Genomic DNA, 12,415 nt, shown 5'->3' with positions numbered 1-12,415 from the left:
CCTATATCGCGCCATAGTTATTCTGGTAATCGATATACCACATAAAAATTTAAAAATAATTTGAAAGGATCCAGGATGCATTCGGGTCTGATCTGTTGAATGCTACCAACCGAGAGAGAGCTAAAGCATGAATAATTTAAAAAAGAACTCCATCGCCTTAACCTTAGGTGCTGTTGTTGCATCGGGTGCGGCTGTGACTGCAACTGATGCGCAGGCCAACCCATTTGAAATGCAAGAGATGGTTGCAGGATACCAGCTTGACGCAGCAGAGGGTAAATGTGGTGAAGGTAAGTGCGGCGGCGAAGCCAAAGGCAAAGAAGGCAAGTGCGGCGAAGGTAAACGCGGCGGTGAAGCCAAAGGCAAAGAAGGCAAGTGCGGTGAAGGCAAATGTGGCGGTCACGGTCATGCCAAAGGCAAAGAAGGCAAGTGCGGCGAAGGTAAATGCGGCGGTGAAGCCAAAGGCAAAGAAGGCAAATGCGGTGAAGGTAAATGCGGCGGCGAAGCCAAAGGCAAAGAAGGCAAGTGTGGCGAAGGTAAATGCGGCGGCGAAGCCAAAGGCAAAGAGGGCAAGTGCGGCGAAGGTAAATGTGGCGGTGAAGCCAAAGGTAAAGAAGGTAAGTGTGGTGAAGGCAAATGCGGTGGTCACAGCTAATTAGCCGTGAACTATCGTTAATTACCCGTAGTACCTAACAAGCCGCCGTTGAGCGGCTTGTACACTTTAAGGAGTGCAATATGTTGCAGCAGTCAGCGTCATTAGCTAATGTGGGCCTGGGTCTACGTCGTGAAATGCTGAGCGATATGCTTAATCATATTCCTAAGCAAATTGGCTTTATGGAGGTCGCCCCTGAGAACTGGTTGCGTCTAGGTGGTAAGCTTGGCAAGCAGTTTCGTGCGCTCACAGAGCGTCATCCGTTCATTTGCCATGGTTTATCTTTATCATTGGGCTCGCCCGATCCTTTGGATGTGGCGTTTTTAAAAGATCTGAAGCAGTTTTTTGATGTGCACGATATTCGCCTTTACAGCGAGCACCTCAGTTATTGTTCCGCCGATGGTCATATGTATGATTTGATGCCCATTCCTTTCACAGAGGAGTCGATAAGCTATGTCGCTGCGCGGATCCGCCAGGTGCAAGATGTATTAGAGCGTCCTTTAGTCATTGAAAATGTGTCTTACTATGGTGCGCCAGGGCAGCAGCTTACAGAACTTGAATTTACTCAGCGTATATTGGCAGAAGCCGATTGCCAGTTGCTGCTTGATGTTAATAATATTTATGTGAACTCAGTGAATCATGGCTATGATGCCGAGCAGTTCTTGGCCGGTCTCCCCAGCGAGCGGATCGCCTACATGCATGTGGCTGGGCACTACAACGAGGCTGAAGATTTAATCGTCGACACCCATGGCGCTGATGTGATCGACCCCGTCTGGCAGCTGCTCAGGCGAGCTTATGAGTTGCACGGTGTACAGCCAACGTTATTAGAGCGGGATTTTAATATTCCACCGCTTAGCCAACTACTTAAAGAAATCGATACCATTGCTGATATCCAACAGCCTTTTTTAGCCCAACAGCAAAGAGCCTGATCATGCAGTTTCAACAACTACAGAAGCAATTTAGCGCCCATATTCGCGACCCCGAAGCTAATCCGCGCCCCGCAGATGTTGAAGACCGGCGAATGAAAATTTATCGTGAGTTGTTTTTCAATAACGTCAACGGCTTTTTAGAAAGTGGCTTTCCTGTGCTGCGAAGCTTGTACGATGATCAGCGGTGGCAGCAGTTAGTACGTCGATTTTTTGCTAGCCATCACGCCACATCTCCCTATTTTTTAGATATTTCTAAAGAATTTGTGCTGTTTTTGGCACAGCAGTATGAGTTACAACACAGCGATCCGCCTTTTTTACAAGAGTTAGCCCATTACGAGTGGGTGGAGTTGGCAGTGTCTACTGCACAAGACAGTGGCCAGTTAAAGCCGCTTTTTAATGTGCAAAAGCAACCTTTGTATATGAGTGAAACCGCGCAAGTAGTGTGTTATCACTTTCCTGTACAAACCATCTCGGTGGATAACCAGCCGCAGCAAGCGGATGAACAGCCCAGCTATATTTGTGTTTATCGCGACCAACAAGATGAGGTGCAGTTTCTCGCCTTAAACATGATGACCGCGTTATTGCTTGATACGCTTTCACAGCAACCAGGCATGACCTTAGCGCAAGTATGTGAAGCGTTACAGCGCCAGGTGCCGCAATTTAATTATCAGCAGCTTTATCAGGGAGCCCTACAAATTGCAGAGCAACTGGCGCAGCGTCAAGTACTGCAAACGCTGGATTGTTAACCTCGATTCGATTATTATATGCGCCGTTTTATCGTGCTTAAAGAGGTAATGAAGATGGCGCAAAAAGGTGATTTTAAAGACCCTTTCAACTTTAAATATTTCGTCGCGTTTATCGCTGTATTTGCTGGCATTGGTTGCTTAAATGCCATTCTAGGTTGGGCCACGTCTTTGGCCGCCTAATCGCAGTATATACAAAGAAATTGAAGCCCCGTGTTATTCGGGGCTTTTTAGTTTAACTAAACACCTCTTCTAAAACACGGAGACTGCCTTGGTCCGCGTCAAGCATAACTTGGGCACCGACAGGTAAAATAAATTGGCGATCAATATGGCCGATCATGGCTCCGTGATAGGCTGGAATGTTCAGCGGGGCAATGTAATCAGCCAAGATTTGTTCCAGTGTTAACGACCCATACCCACTGCCAGGTTGACATTGGTTGCAATCACCAAACACGAAGCCGTTAATCTTATCCAATGCGCCCATGAGCTTGAGTGTACTCATCATCCGGTCAATGCGATAAGGCGCTTCATCAATGTCCTCTAGAAATAAAATCGCGCCTTCAAAATTGGGTAAATAGTCACTGCCGGCAAGTGCCGACAGTACCGATAAATTACCGCCGATAAGGTGTCCTTGCGATTGTCCTGAGGTAATGGTTTGGGTGAGGTAGTGACGATTAACAAGCTCATCATCTGCTTTGTCTAAATTTTGGTATAGCACTCGCTCGCGGTGAACAAATACCTGTTTAAATTGGTGTACATTAAAGGGATTCCACTGGCTTGTGGCGTTGGGACCATGGAAGCTGATCAACCCAGTTTTAGCAAGCAAGGCGTTGTGCAGTGCGGTGATATCAGAGTAGCCCAGTAAGGGCTTAGGGTTAGCCTTGATAATTTGGTAGTCGAGCAGTGGCAAAATACGTGCAGCGCCAGAACCGCCACGCAAGCAGACGATGGCATCAACATTGGGGTCGGCAAAAAAGCCGTTAAGGTCGTCGGCGCGCTGTTGATCCAGACCCGCTAAATGCCCACGCCGCGCCATGATATGGGGGCTGAGCTTGACGCTATAACCCAGTGCTTTGATTAATTGCTGCGCTAATATGATGTCTTTATGTTCAGCTGTGGCTGCCGACGGACTAGCTATACCTATGGTTGCATCAGTAGGCAAGGCTTTGGGTTTCAGTGTCGCTAAGGTGCTTTGTTGTGGCACACCAATCGCCTGAGCGGCAGGAGCGAGTAGCGCGCCGGCTCCGAGCACAGTACAGCTTTTTAGGAAGTGACGTTTATTCATGGTATTGCCTCATCGTTTACCCTATAGGTAACGTAATGAAGCAATTATTTCAAATAAAATAGTTGGCAGGAATAAAATAGTTTTAAGACAGCCCTCAAAGTGATCTGAAGGCTGCTTTACAGTTACTCTACACCACGAAGTAGGGCGTTGACGCCAACTTTCTCGCGTGTCTGTTGGTCCACCTTCTTGACAATAACGGCGGCATACAAGCTATGGCTGCCATCTTTGCTAGGAATGGACCCAGGCACTACAACGGCTCCGGCTGGAACGCGACCGTAATGAATTTGCCCGGTTTCACGGTCAAAGATACGCGTGCTTTGCGAGATGTACACACCCATAGAAATGACCGCGCCTTGCTCGACAATAACGCCCTCAACAATTTCAGAGCGCGCACCGATAAAGCAGTCATCTTCAATGATAGTAGGGTTAGCCTGCAGGGGTTCCAGCACGCCGCCGATACCGACGCCCCCCGAAAGGTGCACGTTTTTACCAATTTGTGCGCATGAGCCCACTGTGGCCCATGTATCGACCATGGTACCGTCATCGACATAAGCGCCAATATTAGTGTAAGAAGGCATCAGAACGACGTTCTTACCAATATAACTGCCTTTGCGTGCAACTGCGTTGGGTACTACACGCATGCCTTCACGTTGAAATTGCTCGCTGCTGTAATCGCTAAATTTAAGCGGCACTTTATCGTAGAACTGATTAACGCCATCGCTAATAGGCTGGTTGTCACGGATCCGAAAAGACAACAGCACCGCTTTTTTAAGCCATTGGTGCACCACCCACTCACCCGAGAGCTTTTCAGCCACCCGAGCATCACCTTTATCCAAACGCTCCAATACCGTATCTATCGCGTTTTTTACATCAGCATCAACCGTACTTGGGCTAATCGCGTCACGGTTTTCCCACGCGTTTTCAATAAGGGTTTTTAAATCTGCCATGGTGTCCTCATTTGTTAGCCAATTAAGCGGTGGTCGCTTCATTATCGGCATTTAGTTTTTTCCGAAGTGCCTGATGGATTTTAACTTGTTCTTCATCCGTCAGAGCTTGGTAATCATTATTTGAGACGACAAAAAAGTCTTCTGCGCGCTCACCCACCGTGGTAATGCGGGCAGCGTGTATATGTAAGCGATGGCGCTGAAAAACCTGCGCTATTTTTGTTAACAGGCCAGGAATATCCACCGCTTGAATTTCAATTAAACTGCGGTCTTTACGTGCGTGCGGCCGCAAAACAATTTTTGGTTTAATATTAAAGTCTTTAAAACGCTGCGAGCGATTTTTCTTGATCCGGATCTTCTTCTTCGGATCCTGCATTATTTGCTCAAGGGCACGGCGCATGCCGTTGCCGCGACTTTTACTTAATGGCTCGCCATTCACCTCAAGAACAACAAAACTGAAAATGACATAGCCATCTTTGGTGGTCATTACTTGAGCATGCTGAATTTGTGCTTTTTTAGAGCCTATGACGCTAACCAAACGTGCAAATAAGCCGCCGGTATAAGGGCTATAGGCAAAAACCTGAGTGCCGCCATGCATAGCACAATCGGAAACGGTGACACTTGGTGCGGATAAGTCCTGTGCATTGAGTAAGTGTTCACAGTGCCAAGAGATTTGCTGTTCACTAAAGGCGGTGAAATAGTTGGCTTTAAAGCGGCTCCAAAGCAAGTCGATGTGACTCTCATCATACCCCAGATTGATTAACCGCTGCTTAGCTTGCTGCTTCTTATCGCGAATTTGGTCGCGCATATCCATGGGGTTTTCTAGCCCTAAGCGCAATGCCCGCTGAGTATGCAAATACAGCTCGCGCAGCAGGGTGTTCTTCCAATCATTCCAAAGGTTATCGTTGGTGGCACGAATATCAGCCACGGTTAGGCAATAGAGGTAGTCCAGCTGGCGCTCATTTTTCACCTTAGAAGCGAACTCGTTGATCACATCCGGGTCGTTAATATCTTTGCGCTGCGCCGTGACCGACATTAATAAGTGATTTTCCACTAACCAAGCAATCAATTTGCCATCGGATATAGGTAGGCGGTGCAGCTTGGCGAATGCAAGCGCATCGACTGCTCCGAGTTCGGAGTGATCGCCGCCGCGACCTTTGGCAATATCGTGAAAAATAGCCGCTAGATATAACAGTTCTGGCTTATCCATGCGGGTGACAATCTCACTGCACAAGGGGAAGTCGCTGACCTTGGATTTATCACTGTACTGATAGATATTGTTAATCAGCTTGTGAGTATGCTCATCTACGGTGTAAGCGTGAAATAAGTCGAACTGCATTTGTCCGAAAATATTACGCCACTGGGGGAGATACGCAGCAATGATGCCGTGTTTGTGCATTAAGGTGAATGCACGGCCCATACCGTTGGGGTGTTTTATCAAGCGTAAAAATGCATCGCGACAGGCGGCATAATCTTGCAAGTCACCAAGTAGGCGCCGACGGACTTGGCGCATAGTGCGAATGGTGCTGGGATAAATATGAGTGATTTGCGGGTTACTGGCGATGTGCTCGAACAGCACCAATAGTTGATCGCGGCGGAAAAACACGGAAGGGTTTTTAACGCGAATTTGATGACCAATGCGCTCAAAACTGCGGTCCAATTCAACCACGGGTAAATCCCGATGATCCGGTAAAATGGATTGCTCAAAATAAGACAGCAGCATTTGGTTGAGTTCACGAACCCGACTCATAATCCGAAATAAGCGCTTCATCATACGCTCGACCGAGGCCTTACCATCGCTACCAAAGCCGAGAATTTCTGCGGCATGGGGCTGGTAGTCGAACAACAAACGGTTCTCGCTGCGCTCGGCGGCCAAATGCAGGGCAAAACGAATATTCCATAAATTTTCTAAGCACTCGAGCAGCTCTTGGTATTCCTCATGGGTGAGATATCCATGGTTTATGAGCTCTTCTAAGGTTTCGGCATGAAAGTGTTTTTTCGCCACCCAAATGATGGTTTGTAAATCACGCAGACCGCCCGGATTCTCTTTGATGTTCGGCTCGAGATTGTAGGCGGTGCCGTGGCATTTACGGTGTCGTAGGTCTTGCTCTTGGCGCTTTGCAATAAAAAACTCGTCAGAGCGCCACACCGGGGTTTGTAAAATATGCTGTTTGAGCTTTTCAAACTCGATGTGGTTACCAAAAATAAGCCGGCTTTCCAGTAAGCTTGTGGAAAAGCTGACATCTTCACGCTTTTGCTCAATCACCTGCTCTATGGTGCGTACACTGTGGCCAATTTCCAAATTCAAATCCCACAGCAGGGTCACAAACTGGCCTATTTTTTCACGCAACTCGGCGTTCGGCTCTTCGCTAACCAGCAACAGAAAGTCGATATCGGAGTAGGGGTGTAGTTCTCCTCGGCCGTAGCCGCCTACGGCAACCAGAGCCAGCTCAGGCTCATGGGCAAGGTTGCAGCAGTGAAACAGCTTGATCAATAAGCGGTCAATATATTCCGCGCGCGCACGGATGAGTGACCCTACCGGTTGTTTATCAAATTGGTTGCCCAGCCACTTATAAAAGTATTGGCTACAGGCCTTATATTCTTCCAACTCGTCAGCCTGCTCAAGCAGGTCTTTTAATTTATTCGGTAAGGCCACAGGTTTGCCCCTTTTTAATTAGCTGTGTTCAATCACGCGAGGAAGCTCTTCATCACTGCGTAGAGTTAATACTTCTACGCCATTGTCGGTCACCAATAAAGTGTGCTCCCATTGTGCTGATAGGCTACGGTCTTTAGTGATCACCGTCCACTCGTCTTTGAGCAGCTTACATTGGCGCTTGCCAGCATTGACCATGGGCTCAATGGTTAAACACATACCGGCTTTAAGTGTCTCGCCAGTGCCTGGGCGACCGTAGTGCATGACTTGCGGCTCTTCGTGAAACTCTTTACCTATACCGTGGCCACAGTATTCGCGCACAATCGAGTAGCTAAAGCCTTCTGCGTATTTTTGAATGGCGGCACCGATATCGCCTAAACGCACGCCAGGTTTCACCATTTTTATGGCCAGATACAAGCTCTGTTGGGTAATCTCACACAGGCGCTTACCTTGAATAGTTGGTTGGCCTACATGAAACATTTTTGAGGTATCGCCGTGGTAACCATCTTTAATCACGGTGACATCAATATTAATGATATCGCCTTCTTTTAATGGTTTGTCATTGGGGATGCCATGACAAATAACATGGTTAACCGAGGTACAAATTGATTTTGGGAAACCATGATAATTTAACGGCGCCGGAATAGCCCCTTGCTCGTCAACAATGTAGTTATGGCATAGGGTGTTGAGCTCATCAGTGGTCACCCCAGGCTTGACATGTGGGCCTATCATTTCCAATACGTCTGCGGCCAAACGGCCGGCTACGCGCATTTTTTCGATTTCTTCCGGGGTTTTGATCACTGCAGTCATTGATGCTCCAATTGTGTTCTTTAAATAAGTTAAGTGCGCACAAATAGTGCACAAAAGATTGAGTCTTCACGGCCAATATGGTATAAAGCGCGCCGTCTTTTTACAAATTAAAATCACTTGCTTGTTGTTGGTGTTCACCTATAACAGTGAAGTGCTTTATCTGTAACGAAGACACATAACCATTTAATATTAACACACACACATATCGACACATACACTTGGGTGCATCGCGGAATAACTTCTAAGGTGTTGGTGCTATGGGATATGTGGAGGCCTAACCCTAAACATTAGAGGAAAAAATACCATGGCAAACGTTTCAATGCGCGATATGCTTAAGGCGGGTGTACACTTCGGTCACCAAGCTCGTTACTGGAATCCAAAGATGAAGCCGTTCATCTTCGGTGCTCGCAACAAAGTTCATATCATCAACCTTGAGCAAACTGTACCTATGTTTAACGACGCGTTGACTTACCTGTCAAACGTAGCGTCTAACAAAGGCAAAATCCTTTTCGTTGGTACTAAGCGCGCTGCAAGCGAAGCAGTAAAAGAAGCGGCAGTTAAATGTGACCAGTTCTACGTAAATCACCGTTGGTTAGGTGGTATGTTGACTAACTGGAAAACTGTTCGCCAGTCAATCAAGCGTCTTAAAGATCTTGAGACTCAAAGCCAAGACGGCACGTTTGAGAAGCTAACTAAGAAAGAAGCGTTAATGCTTACTCGTGAAATGGCTAAGCTTGAAAAAGGCCTTGGCGGTATCAAAAATATGGGCGGTCTTCCTGACGCGCTTTTCATTATTGATGCAGACCACGAGCACATCGCGATTAAAGAAGCAAACAACCTGGGCATCCCAGTAGTATCTATCGTTGATACTAACTCTAACCCAGACGGTGTTGACTACGTTGTTCCTGGTAACGACGATGCAATCCGTGCGATCCAGCTTTACACTAACGCAGTTGCTGATGCAGTTGTTGAAGGCCGTGAAAGCAACATCGCAGTGCAAGCTGAAAAAGACGATTTCGTTGCCGCTGAGTAATTGCAACTCGCTTGTCATCAAGTCTTCATCCTAGTGCGATGAAGACTTGATATTCTTATTTCAAAGTGACCTTGGTCACTTGCTCTAACACATTGATTTGAGGAAATTCCCATGGCTGTAACTGCTGCCCTAGTAAAAGAATTACGCGAGCGCACTGGCGCTGGCATGATGGATTGTAAAAAAGCATTGACTGAAACCAACGGTGACATCGATGCAGCAATCGAAAACATGCGTAAAAACGGTCAAGCGAAAGCTGCTAAAAAAGCAGGTAACATCGCTGCCGAAGGTACTATCATCATCAAAGAAGCTGATGGTGTTGCTGCGCTTGTTGAAGTTAACTGTCAAACAGACTTCGTTGCTAAAGACGACAGCTTCCTAGGTTTCGCTAACACAGTAGCGGACGCTGCAATTGCTGAAAAACTAAGCATTGAAGAGCTTCAAGCTAAGTTTGAAGAAGACCGCGTAGCGCTAGTTGCTAAAATCGGTGAAAACATGAACATTCGTCGTGTTGAGTACATCGAAGGTGCAAACCTGGCTTCTTACCGTCACGGCGAGCGCATCGGTGTTGTTGTTGCCGGTGATGCAGACGCAGAAACGCTTAAGCACGTTGCTATGCACGTTGCTGCTTCTAAGCCTGACTACGTTAACCCTGAAGACGTACCAGCAGACGTAGTTGAAAAAGAAAAAGCAGTACAAGTTGAGATCGCGATGAACGAAGGCAAGCCTGCTGAAATCGCTGAAAAAATGGTTACTGGCCGTATGAAGAAGTTCACCGGTGAGATCTCACTAACTGGTCAAGCTTTCATCATGGAACCAAAGCAAACTGTTGGTGAAATGCTTAAAGAGCGTGGCGGTTCTGTTGCAACCTTCAAGCGCCTAGAAGTAGGTGAAGGTATCGAGAAGAAAGAAGAAGACTTCGCTGCAGAAGTTGCGGCTCAAGTAGCTGCTGCAAAAGGCGAGTAATCGCTTAGGTTGGAATTTAACCATGTTGTGTTGGCATTATAAGCAACTTGTTCAAGGCTTCGCGGGTAGCGGGTTTATCCCTCTATTTACGGGGTTGAAGCGATGATTTGCTTTTGCGTCAGACAGCAAAATTAATTAGAATAACCGCGCTCTTATGTACTCACATAGGCGCGGTTATTTTTTATCTCAATTCGTTATTGGCCAGGAAAATATGAATATTAATCGCAAACCTATTTTTAGACGTGTTCTTCTCAAGCTCAGTGGTGAAGCACTGATGGGAGATGAAGGCTTTGGTATAGACCCGAAAGTCTTAGATCGTATGGCTCAAGAAATTAAAGAGCTGGTAGAACTCGACGTAGAAGTGGGTTTGGTGATCGGTGGTGGTAACTTTTTACGCGGTGGCTCGTTAGCAGAGGCGGGTATGAACCGTGTTGTTGGTGACCACATGGGGATGCTGGCCACAGTGATGAATGGCTTAGCGATGCGTGATGCACTTCACCGTGCATTTGTAAATGCTCGCCTCATGTCGGCGATTCCTTTAAACGGTGTATGTGACGCGTATAACTGGGCAGAAGCTATTAGCCTGTTGAAGTCTGGCCGTGTCGTTATCTTCTCGGCGGGCACCGGTAATCCTTTCTTTACCACAGACTCAGCAGCCTGTTTACGTGGCATTGAAATTGAAGCAGATACCGTGATTAAAGCCACTAAAGTGGACGGGGTATTCAGTGATGACCCAGTGAAAAACCCAGATGCCACGCTTTATCGCCATCTTGCCTATAATGAAATTATTGAAAAAGAGTTGAAGGTGATGGACTTAGCGGCATTTACTTTGGCCCGCGACCACAAAATGCCTATCAGCGTCTTTAATATGAATAAACCTGGCGCGCTTAAGCGCGTGATCATGGGTGAAGAAGAGGGAACTTTAATTTCCTCAGAAGCCTCAAGCGAGACAAAATAAGTAGGATACTAGCGTGATAAACGATATTAAAAAAAGTGCGCAAGAGCGCATGCAAAAAAGTGTCGCTGCTCTAGGCAGCCAACTATCTAAAATCCGTACCGGTCGTGCTCACCCAGCATTACTTGACGGCATTACTGTCTCTTATTATGGCGCCGATACTCCGCTTAACCAAGTAGCTAACGTAACAGTTGAAGATTCACGTACACTGGCAATCAGCGTATTTGACAAATCGTTAGCGCAGGCAGTAGAAAAAGCGATCATGACCTCTGATTTGGGTCTTAACCCAGCTGCAGCGGGCACGGTTATTCGGGTACCTCTTCCTCCTCTTACGGAAGAGCGTCGTAAAGACCTTATCAAGGTCGTGCGTGGTGAAGTAGAGAGCGGCCGCGTAGCTGTGCGTAACATCCGTCGTGACGCGAACAGTGAAATTAAAGCCTTGCTAAAAGACAAAGATATTTCTGAAGATGAAGCGCACCAAAGCGAAGATGAAATTCAGAAGCTAACAGATAAGTACATCAAAGAAATGGACGCGCAACTAAGCGCTAAAGAAGAAGAATTGATGGAAATCTAACGCCCAATTTATGGGCATATTGCTCATAAATTGCCATTAGGCTTGTAACGCCGTCTAGGGTATACTAGGCGGCGTTTTTTTGTGGATAATGTGAGTTTTATGGCTTTAGACGCACAGCAAATAGCACAACAATCGCTACCTAAACATGTCGCGATTATCATGGATGGCAATGGCCGCTGGGCACAGGCGCAAGGGCGTCCTCGTGTGTACGGACATAAGAAGGGTGTTGATGCGGTTAAAGATGCAGTGAAATTTTGCTCTAAGCTAGGCATCGAGTCATTGACTCTGTTTGCCTTTAGCAGCGAGAACTGGCGTCGTCCTGAGGAAGAGGTCAGCACGCTCATGGAGCTATTCATGATGGTACTGGGCCGCGAAGTTAAAAAACTCCATAAAAATAACGTTAAATTATCCATAATTGGCGACATGAGTCGCTTTTCTAACAAGTTACAAGAAAAAATAGCTGCAGCTGAGTCACTAACTGCTGAAAACACCGGGTTACGCTTAAATATCGCCGCCAATTATGGGGGCCGATGGGATATAGGGTATGCCGCACAACAGTTAGCGAAGCAAGTACAAGCAGGCGAATTATCAGCGGATGACATTGACGAGCATTCGTTGGCAAAGCATATTAGTCTTAATGAACAAAGTGAGCTGGATTTATTGATCCGCACTGGTGGTGATTTACGCATCAGCAATTTTTTACTTTGGCAGGCGGCCTATGCTGAGCTTTATTTTACGCCGACGTTGTGGCCAGACTTTAACGAGTCGGCTTTTGCTGACGCGATCGCTTGCTACGTATCGCGAGAGCGCCGGTTTGGATGTACTGGTGAACAAATAAAACAACTACTCTGTACAGCTCAGCCCTAAGTTGAAGGTA

General features: G+C 46.9%; 13 protein-coding genes. 9 read left to right on the top strand and 4 right to left on the bottom strand.

The window, feature by feature from the left end; all coding sequences use genetic code 11:
* The first annotated feature begins 127 nt into the window (after nt 1–127).
* The 4 genes from W04_RS11805 (at nt 128) to W04_RS18900 (ending at nt 2,504) form a co-directional block, all read left to right on the top strand.
* Nucleotides 128–652 (top strand): hypothetical protein, encoded by a 525-nt coding sequence (locus W04_RS11805; RefSeq protein ID WP_053910964.1) that lies wholly within the window; start codon nt 128–130, stop codon nt 650–652.
* An 80-nt stretch (nt 653–732) separates the two neighbouring features.
* Nucleotides 733–1,578, top strand: a complete 846-nt coding sequence (locus W04_RS11800; protein ID WP_053910963.1) for a DUF692 domain-containing protein — start codon at nt 733–735, stop codon at nt 1,576–1,578.
* A gap of 2 nt (nt 1,579–1,580) precedes the next feature.
* The gene (locus W04_RS11795; RefSeq protein WP_053910962.1) at nt 1,581–2,324 is read left to right on the top strand and encodes a DUF2063 domain-containing protein; all 744 of its coding nucleotides are present in this window, start codon (nt 1,581–1,583) and stop codon (nt 2,322–2,324) included.
* A gap of 18 nt (nt 2,325–2,342) precedes the next feature.
* The gene (locus tag W04_RS18900) at nt 2,343–2,504 is read left to right on the top strand and encodes a hypothetical protein (RefSeq protein WP_022946748.1); all 162 of its coding nucleotides are present in this window, start codon (nt 2,343–2,345) and stop codon (nt 2,502–2,504) included.
* A 52-nt stretch (nt 2,505–2,556) separates the two neighbouring features.
* On the opposite strand, the gene W04_RS11790 is transcribed toward W04_RS18900, so the two are convergent.
* The 4 genes from W04_RS11790 to map form a co-directional block, all read right to left on the bottom strand.
* On the bottom strand, nt 2,557–3,606 hold the full coding sequence (locus W04_RS11790) for an LD-carboxypeptidase (RefSeq protein WP_053910961.1): 1,050 nt from the start codon (nt 3,604–3,606) through the stop codon (nt 2,557–2,559).
* A 122-nt stretch (nt 3,607–3,728) separates the two neighbouring features.
* Nucleotides 3,729–4,553, bottom strand: coding sequence for a 2,3,4,5-tetrahydropyridine-2,6-dicarboxylate N-succinyltransferase (gene dapD / locus W04_RS11785; protein WP_026111377.1), 825 nt, complete (start codon nt 4,551–4,553; stop codon nt 3,729–3,731).
* A 22-nt stretch (nt 4,554–4,575) separates the two neighbouring features.
* Nucleotides 4,576–7,206 carry a [protein-PII] uridylyltransferase gene (glnD, locus tag W04_RS11780; protein WP_053910960.1) on the bottom strand — a complete coding sequence of 877 codons (2,631 nt, stop codon included), beginning with the start codon at nt 7,204–7,206 and terminating at the stop codon, nt 4,576–4,578.
* Between the two features lie 18 nt (nt 7,207–7,224).
* On the bottom strand, nt 7,225–8,013 hold the full coding sequence (gene map / locus W04_RS11775; RefSeq protein WP_022946752.1) for a type I methionyl aminopeptidase: 789 nt from the start codon (nt 8,011–8,013) through the stop codon (nt 7,225–7,227).
* Nucleotides 8,014–8,317: 304 nt separating this feature from the next.
* Between map and rpsB the strand changes: the two genes are divergently transcribed.
* The 5 genes from rpsB to uppS all read left to right on the top strand — a co-directional run bounded on the left by rpsB (nt 8,318) and on the right by uppS (nt 12,405).
* Complete coding sequence (gene rpsB / locus W04_RS11770) at nt 8,318–9,046, top strand: 30S ribosomal protein S2 (protein ID WP_022946753.1); 729 nt, start codon at nt 8,318–8,320, stop codon at nt 9,044–9,046.
* 111 nt (nt 9,047–9,157) lie between these two features.
* Entirely contained in the window at nt 9,158–10,009 is an 852-nt protein-coding gene (gene tsf / locus W04_RS11765; RefSeq protein ID WP_022946754.1) for a translation elongation factor Ts, read from the top strand.
* Between the two features lie 211 nt (nt 10,010–10,220).
* Nucleotides 10,221–10,967 carry a UMP kinase gene (gene pyrH, locus W04_RS11760; RefSeq protein WP_026111378.1) on the top strand — a complete coding sequence of 249 codons (747 nt, stop codon included), beginning with the start codon at nt 10,221–10,223 and terminating at the stop codon, nt 10,965–10,967.
* A gap of 13 nt (nt 10,968–10,980) precedes the next feature.
* Nucleotides 10,981–11,538, top strand: a complete 558-nt coding sequence (gene frr, locus W04_RS11755; RefSeq protein ID WP_022946756.1) for a ribosome recycling factor — start codon at nt 10,981–10,983, stop codon at nt 11,536–11,538.
* A 99-nt stretch (nt 11,539–11,637) separates the two neighbouring features.
* The gene (gene uppS, locus W04_RS11750) at nt 11,638–12,405 is read left to right on the top strand and encodes a polyprenyl diphosphate synthase (RefSeq protein ID WP_275441730.1); all 768 of its coding nucleotides are present in this window, start codon (nt 11,638–11,640) and stop codon (nt 12,403–12,405) included.
* Nucleotides 12,406–12,415 lie beyond the last annotated feature (10 nt).

The organism is Pseudoalteromonas sp. SW0106-04, assembly GCF_001293805.1.
Lineage (GTDB): Bacteria > Pseudomonadota > Gammaproteobacteria > Enterobacterales > Alteromonadaceae > Pseudoalteromonas > Pseudoalteromonas ruthenica.
The sequence above is the reverse complement of the archived record's forward strand: the minus strand, read 5'-3'. Positions and strand labels throughout refer to the sequence as shown.

Coding starts and splice junctions, on each gene's coding strand:
- W04_RS11805 (WP_053910964.1), top strand. CDS start 128: ATGAATAATTTAAAAAAGAACTCCATCGCCTTAACCTTAGGTGCTGTT.
- W04_RS11800 (WP_053910963.1), top strand. CDS start 733: ATGTTGCAGCAGTCAGCGTCATTAGCTAATGTGGGCCTGGGTCTACGT.
- W04_RS11795 (WP_053910962.1), top strand. CDS start 1,581: ATGCAGTTTCAACAACTACAGAAGCAATTTAGCGCCCATATTCGCGAC.
- W04_RS18900 (WP_022946748.1), top strand. CDS start 2,343: ATGCGCCGTTTTATCGTGCTTAAAGAGGTAATGAAGATGGCGCAAAAA.
- W04_RS11790 (WP_053910961.1), bottom strand. CDS start 3,606: ATGAATAAACGTCACTTCCTAAAAAGCTGTACTGTGCTCGGAGCCGGC.
- dapD (WP_026111377.1), bottom strand. CDS start 4,553: ATGGCAGATTTAAAAACCCTTATTGAAAACGCGTGGGAAAACCGTGAC.
- map (WP_022946752.1), bottom strand. CDS start 8,013: ATGACTGCAGTGATCAAAACCCCGGAAGAAATCGAAAAAATGCGCGTA.
- rpsB (WP_022946753.1), top strand. CDS start 8,318: ATGGCAAACGTTTCAATGCGCGATATGCTTAAGGCGGGTGTACACTTC.
- tsf (WP_022946754.1), top strand. CDS start 9,158: ATGGCTGTAACTGCTGCCCTAGTAAAAGAATTACGCGAGCGCACTGGC.
- pyrH (WP_026111378.1), top strand. CDS start 10,221: ATGAATATTAATCGCAAACCTATTTTTAGACGTGTTCTTCTCAAGCTC.
- uppS (WP_275441730.1), top strand. CDS start 11,638: ATGGCTTTAGACGCACAGCAAATAGCACAACAATCGCTACCTAAACAT.